General features: G+C 34.8%; 5 protein-coding genes. 1 reads left to right on the forward strand and 4 read right to left on the reverse strand.

The window, feature by feature from the left end; genetic code table 11:
• Positions 1-178: 178 nt before the first annotated feature.
• Together ACM6HU_RS22920 and ACM6HU_RS22925 are read right to left on the reverse strand one after the other, a co-directional pair.
• Positions 179-745, reverse strand: coding sequence for a DUF3967 domain-containing protein (locus tag ACM6HU_RS22920; RefSeq protein ID WP_414848473.1), 567 nt, complete (start codon positions 743-745; stop codon positions 179-181).
• 401 nt (positions 746-1,146) lie between these two features.
• Positions 1,147-3,105 (reverse strand): M6 family metalloprotease domain-containing protein, encoded by a 1,959-nt coding sequence (locus ACM6HU_RS22925; RefSeq protein WP_097849522.1) that lies wholly within the window; start codon positions 3,103-3,105, stop codon positions 1,147-1,149.
• A 2,232-nt stretch (positions 3,106-5,337) separates the two neighbouring features.
• Between ACM6HU_RS22925 and ACM6HU_RS22930 the strand changes: the two genes are divergently transcribed.
• Positions 5,338-5,526 (forward strand): hypothetical protein, encoded by a 189-nt coding sequence (locus ACM6HU_RS22930; protein WP_224796050.1) that lies wholly within the window; start codon positions 5,338-5,340, stop codon positions 5,524-5,526.
• A 330-nt stretch (positions 5,527-5,856) separates the two neighbouring features.
• On the opposite strand, the gene ACM6HU_RS22935 is transcribed toward ACM6HU_RS22930, so the two are convergent.
• Both ACM6HU_RS22935 and ACM6HU_RS22940 read right to left on the reverse strand, forming a co-directional pair.
• The gene (locus tag ACM6HU_RS22935) at positions 5,857-6,303 is read right to left on the reverse strand and encodes a hypothetical protein (RefSeq protein WP_414848474.1); all 447 of its coding nucleotides are present in this window, start codon (positions 6,301-6,303) and stop codon (positions 5,857-5,859) included.
• 63 nt (positions 6,304-6,366) lie between these two features.
• A complete protein-coding gene (locus ACM6HU_RS22940; RefSeq protein WP_414848475.1) occupies positions 6,367-6,828 on the reverse strand; it encodes a hypothetical protein in 462 nt (153 codons plus the stop codon).
• Between the last annotated feature and the right edge of the window lie 413 nt (positions 6,829-7,241).

A 7,241-nucleotide genomic window follows, 5' to 3' on the forward strand; every position in this document is an offset into this window, starting at 1 on the left:
CAAGATGGAATCCGCTTTAAAACAAGGATTCCATCTTGTCCTTGCTTTATTTTTCTATACACGATTTTATACATTACAGAGATATTAGGGTTTTTCAGGCTTACGAATGTCCTGTATTAGTACAAAAATCTGTATAGAATTCTGTATAAAAAAGCCTTGCTTATATGCAAGGCTTTTTCTATTTCCAAAATTGCCACCACTTTTTTTGTTGGGTGGCTGCAATCAATTTTTTAGTTTCCTGGTTTTCACGGATCATAGCCATTAGATTTTGATCACGTTCATCCATTCTTTGAATCACAGCTTTTTGAAAATCCTGTTGTTGTTTTTGCTGTTCAGCTTGTTGTTTAAGTAGTCCTTTTAGTTCTTCTAGTTGTTCGTTTTGGTTTTTATTAATCTGTTCAAGTTGTCCAAGCCGTTCATGCAACCCGTTCATAGTGTCCAAGATGTTCATAGATAAAGGTTCTACTCCATTATTATCTGCTGAGACAGTAATAATTAAGGGTACTCCACTTGCTTGTAATTTTTTATTAACTTCCTCTTCATTCATGTTATCGTTATACAACTTTTTTATCTGTTTTATGATTTTTACAGAATCAGAATGAATAAAATATTTGCTACGATTCCCTTGTTTTACTGTAAGGAATTGTTCATGTCTTCTTATATAGCGCTTTAATGTATTTTCAGATACATCAACCTTTTTAGCAAGATCATTTACGCTTATCCATTCTTGGTTGTTTTCCATCATGAACACCTCCAGTCTGTTCAAATGTCCATCTATCTTCCATCCATCTATACTAAAAAATTCTATATATATCAAGCAATTACCTGTGAACCGTTCATTCTGTTCAAGCAATCTGTCCATTCTGTTCACATAAAAATATACACATGCTATTCTCATAAAAGAATAAGAAAGAAGAATAAGATATATTGGGAATCCCTATAAAAGACTTCATTTTCTGTCCAAATGTACTAAAGGAATTTTTGTTATTTGTTTCAACTCTTTTTCAAATCAGTCTTGTGTCGAATAAGGTACGATTTGGCTGGTATAGAATAAAAAGGTTATCAAATGCCGAACGAAACTCTCAGCAGATGATAACCTTTTGGGGTAGCTTATCAATGATTTCAATAGCTACTCTTGCAAATACATTATTGCGCGGTTCCAAATACATTGAGTTCAGCCGCACTTGTCCATGGATTATTGTTTACCTCGCTTAAGGCACGCAGTTTAATATAGCGACCTGTCTTGGTTGCAAAGCTGACTTCTTTCAAAGTGGTATCATTTGTAAAGGTACCTGTAGCTACAGCTGTTCCCCAATTCACTCCATCACTGCTGACGTAGAACTCATAGCCCTTAATTGTTCCGTTCACTTGGCCGTCTTGTCTTGGCAGGTAGCTGAATTTGGAGAGGCTATAATTTGCACCTAAATCAATTTGAATCTCGTGCGGCATTGGAGCTAAGGGGCTCGTGTTCGTATGCCAATACGTGTCTTTTTTTCCATCAAAGGCATACGTGCCCGGATTGTATAAACTATAGCTGTCTACATAGTTTAGTTTCCAATTTGTTTGCGGAATCCAATTAGCTTCTTTTGCTGTGACTGCTACATTCATGGCAGAATTACTTGTGCTTGTCGTCGTAATCGTTACTCCTGATTTTTCTCCAGTGTAGGTATTACTGTTCGGATTGGTGTCTGGGCCAAAGGAAGCCGCATGATTGTTATTCGTGTAATAGAAAGGGTCTTGGTATTCACTGATGGATTGCTCTATATCAATGAAAGGATGAGGGTCATTAGGATCATTAATCATGGATTCATCAATATGCCAAACCGCGATGCCACCAGAATTTGTTGGCAAGCTTGCATCATACCCAACTTTTTCACGATTTTCAACTAAAAAATACGTATTATCCTTTAAAGGAATCTTTAAAACATTATAGTTATTTGGGATCGCATTTAGAGTAAAATTGTTGGTGGTATTTACTACAGTTGGTGTTACAAATCCTAATTTTACTTTTGACCAGGCATCCATATGATCGGGTGTAGCTCCCTGCTCTTCTCCTTGAAGACTATTCCAGGCTCCATTAGCCATTATACTTAGACCACCCACATGATTATTAGTGCCATATAGATCTGGAAGGCCAAAGGAATGACCCAATTCATGAGCAGTGACACCAATCGTTGCCATATGACCAAATTGTTTTTCACCCTGCGTCGTATAAAGACCTGATACTGTAACACCATCGTGATTTGTGTTAGGAGCATACCACTTATGTGCCCAAATATTAGGACCTGGATCACCACTAGCCTCTTCATTGCCAGCAAGAACAGTTACAATATAGAAACTATCTTTAGAATTGATGACTTGATCATTATTAGTATCAAAACTAGCAAAATTCACCTTAGGATCAGCTTTATCCAGTGCATCTGTTATAACCGTTCTAATGTCTTTTCCCGATGTATCCGGATGAGCGTAATCTAATTTCACTTTAACCACCCCATCATTTTGCGCACCATATGTTTCGGATGCCGGAGTGATCTGTGCTTTTCCATTACTCACCTCATTATAGTAATTCTTTACTGACTTTTGATTTGCAGCAAAAAATCTGTTGCTCCAATCGTTGTCGCTATATGCGATATCAACATCTGTAAACCCAATTAACACAACAAGTAATTTTTGGGGTCCTGAAACTGGAGTGACAGTTCCGTCAACATTTTCTGGTGATCCCATAAATTCTTTCATGAGCTCCTGTTTTTTCTTTGCTTGAGGGTTGTATTCCTTTATCCATTTGTTCAAATTGTTCTCATTTACCGCTTTTGTAGGCTTCTTGTCAATTTTATATTTTTTCCCTGTCGATTTCAGTTCGTTTGATGTAAGTTCAGCGTAATTCCAATACCCCTTCTGATCTTGTAAAAGTACGTCGCCATCCTTTGTGCTTGCCCAATGGAACCATTCATCCCCATGCATTGTGGCTTGAAACGATTCGCCTGACGGTTGCTTCATTTTGACAATTCCATCGTATGCTGGTGCGGCAAAAGCGTTCGTTTGAAGATACAATACACAAATCAAAGAAAAAACGGACGTGAACAGAAATTTATAAATTCTTTGCATAAACCTTCCTCCTTTTAGGGGTTCTGATGTGATTTCACAATTTGTCGGTGAGACCCCTAATTATAATATCGGAAAATTTTAACAATATGTTAAGTGTTTTGATAAGTTTAGTATCTTTGTAAAATTAACCAATAAAACGGAATTGATGATGAGGGTATCGCTAGCATTTCGGAAAAAACCACGCTAAGAGCATGCAAGATTTTATACAGTTTTTTGGCTAATCCAGTAACAAACGAGAACCTTAAAACCACGCCAGGATAGGAATGTATAAAAAAATGCATAGATCCATAGAACAAAAAAAGGAAGATCCTTTGTGAGAGTAGGGATCCCCCTTGTCCTTGCTACCGATAATGAACATTATGTATATTAAAGAATATCGAACATAAAATGATATTGACTCCGTGACGTTGCTGCGTTTTAGTGTTACCCCTACGCTTTTGAAAAGGCGCCTGTATAAGGTGTCTTTTTGGTTTTCACTTTTTGAGATGGACAAGCATATATTGTAGTGTAGGACAACCTCTCTCAGGTCCTATTCAATACTCATTGAAAACTCCTACACATTTGAGCATCTACTGATGTGGATGCTCTCTTTTTATAAACGATTTGAATAGTACAAACATATACTGCTTGTACCTTATTAACTTTAGTAACCTTAACTTTCGTTAATGGGGCTTCTCATAATCCTTTAAAGGGCGCTCGCAGAAACGGGTGCTCTTTTTAAATACATTAACATTTAAATTCCTATATATAAATTTATACATAAAATGTTTTTTGTTCCTCTTGTTTTTGGGTGTGAGTGCTGGCTCGTCGCGTGGGGGCGAAACCCCACATAGCGTTGATCCATACAGAAAAAGAACAATACATTGAACGGAAGAACTTGCGGTTCGGCGGGTATAATTGCTAGTTCAAGTCGAACAACTCAATACCCCGTTTTTGGTCTGTTCGGCTTGGCGACATGCCAAAACCCGCCGAAAAAAGTTTTGCAAGGACATCATAAAAAAGAAAAGGCGTTAGCCTTAAGGTGAGGATTAACGAACCGACTTTTTTATATAGAGGGTGGAGATTTTTGAATGTTTTTTTCAAAAATACTACCCGTTCCTTGCGGAACTTTTAGCTCTTATATATAGAGTGAGATAAGAAAAATACAAAAAACCAGTAATATCAAGGGTTTATAAGACATAGGGTGTTAATTTTTTGTAAAGAACAACAAAAAAAAAGTGCAATAGATAAATGCACTTTTTTTAAAATAAATATATAGGCAGTTTATGCTTTTTCTTACTTGTATGTTTTTATTAAAATGTGGGCGGAACTCCTATTTGTAAGCGACTCGAAATAAATAAGCGAAGACATGATAGAATTTGTTGTCTTCGCTTGTTTTGACACAAGAAAAAATTTTACTAATCAAGTGAGTGGAAATTCTGTTTTTTTTTGATCTGTTAGCTTGTCCTATTTGTTTTTTTAAAATTATCAATTAGTATTAGTTAGTTGGTTGATAGATAACTATTAACTACATATTGGAAATCCTAAGAATACTAGTAATGAATAAAATTCTGGTGATAGAGAAACTCTAAAAATGATTTTATCGTTGAATTTAACAATTAAAAAGTAAGCATCTCCCTCTTGATAAATACATGCGGATACCATAAGAGAATACACCTCCTTATATGATATATCTTATAAAAAATAATAGAATGTGCTTGGACATTCTCGGTTATATCACATTAGTTTCCACTTGAAAGAGGATGTAGTGATGACATAATTTTGTACATAAGGAAACGGCTTTTTTTGAGTATTAAATAGCGGGTTTAATAATCTGAAGATTCTAATTTTATTGCAGGTTAAAAGAACTTGAATAAAGTTCTTTTTTTATTTGTAATTAAATCCTAGAGTGGTCCCTCATACCCAGAATCGTTTCCGTACCCCTATAAGGTGTTTTTTTGGTTTTCACCTTTCGAGATGGACAAGCATATATTTGTAGTGTGGGACAACCTCTCTCAGGCCCTAGTCAATACTCATTGAAAACTCCTACAAATTTGGGCATCTACTGATGTGGATGCTCTCTTTTTATGAACTATTTGAATAGGACAAGCATATATTGCTTGTACCTTATTAACTTTAGTAACCTTAACTTTCGTTAATGGGGATTCTCATAATTCTTTAAAGGGCGCTCACGGAAATGGGTGCTCTTTTTAGTAGATAAAACGGATATTGAAATAGGAAGGACGATGAATGATGGACGAAATACAACGATTTATTGCTAACAATACACATCAGCTTGGATATATTATGGATGAAGCTAGCAGGAAGTGGATAGATCAAGACCCTAAAGGAGCTTTGACAGTAGGAGCAAGTAAAGGAACCATAGACACTTATGGTAGTTATTATGATCTGTTGGAAAAGTTAGCATGTCTTGAAGAATGAAAAAATATTTAGCATAATGATTAAACCAATAGCAATTATCGTAGGGGCTGCTATGATCAGCTTAGCGTCTTATTTGTTGTTCAGGAATTCTATCATCTCTTTATTTACAGTGTTTTGAATGTATACTTTTCTTTCTGATTTTGAGGATATCAAGGGGATTGGGATGAAGTCAATATTTAAGGGAAACCGAATGTAAACAAATATTCAAAAGTTTACATTCGTTTTAATGAAAAATAAAAAGCACTTTTGATAGTTTCACAAGTGCTTTTCAAGATAGTGTTAATAGATGTGTTTAGCAGTATGATCTTAGGTCTAAAATAATTATCAATATTAACGATTAGTAAATTGCATCAGTATCTCTTCAGTATGCTCTGCATTTAAGTGATAAATAGTAGAATCTCCTGTATGTCGAATATACGATTCGTTATTATGTCCTTCTATATCAAAAGCCAATATTTCAAATGTAATCTTTTCTCCATTATCTAATGAAAAATCAATAGTACGCTGAGAAATATTAGAAGAGTTTTCGAAAATCTTTTTCTTCCAAAAATCTGTTTTTGATACAACCTTTTTTGAACTAGTTAGTTTTTGAAATACATCTTTTGCATCTTGACCATAATCTTTAATAATACCTTCAGCAACCGAATCTGTTTCTAGATATTTTATCTTTGAAATCGTATCAGAAGTTAGTTTTATTTTTTCTTCAGGTTCTATTAAAACAAAATAGATACACACACTTACAAATATAAACAATATTCCTAACACTATTTTTTTCATTTATCTTTTCCTACTTTCTGAAAAAACTTAATAGGCTATTTTTGAATAAGATATGTTATTCAATTATTGAAAAGGAACGTCGTATATAAACCATGTTTCATTTTTTTGATACATATAGAATTGAATGTCTGTACCTATCCATGGGGGCATATTAATAACTGCGGAATCCTTGTAATCTTCGTTTATTACTACAGATGATCTTGCAAATCTAAAAGATGATAGAATTGTTTCATGAAATTCAGGTGCCTCTTTTAAAAATTGTTTCTTTTCCTTGGTCATTTTTTCATCATTTTTATAGAAAAGATAAGTTGTTTCATAATTTTTTTCTTGTATTGAATGTAAATATAATCTTACTACTGTTTTAGGTTTTTGCTCTTTTAGTGTATAAATATCTTGGGATTTTTGTAATTTATCATATAACTTTTGTTCTGTATGATTTAAATCTGTTAAATAAGGTGAAAGAGGAAATACAAACCAAAGAATAATGATTACTAAAATTAATAAACCTATTTTTTTCTTGTTCATTTAATTGAAGCTCCTTATGTAATTATTAAGAATATAGTAGCATGAATATTTCTTTATATTAATGAGAAAATATCCTTTCGTGTCTGTCAACGGTAAGCGGACAAAACGAAACGATAGTGAAGTGAAGGAGCATTAAGGAGTTGACAGACCCACTACGCCCAGACCCTCTTGTGGTTGTCAAAAGGTACCTTTTGACCCTGCCTACCGGCGAGGGAGCCCCCTCAAAAAATGAGGGGGTTGGGGGAGTTTGTTAGATGGGGTCTGGGGAAGTGTTCCCCAGTGGGTTTGGGCAAAGCCCAAGATTTGTTTTTGCCATGCTAAGCATGGCTCGGCAAGGCCGAAAAGCGTCGCAGACCCCTATGGATTTTGATACGTTAGTGTCAAAATAAGTATAGGGTTACTCTAATTGACTT

The organism is Bacillus sp. IT-79MI2 (assembly GCF_949768135.1).
GTDB lineage: Bacteria > Bacillota > Bacilli > Bacillales > Bacillaceae_G > Bacillus_A > Bacillus_A pseudomycoides.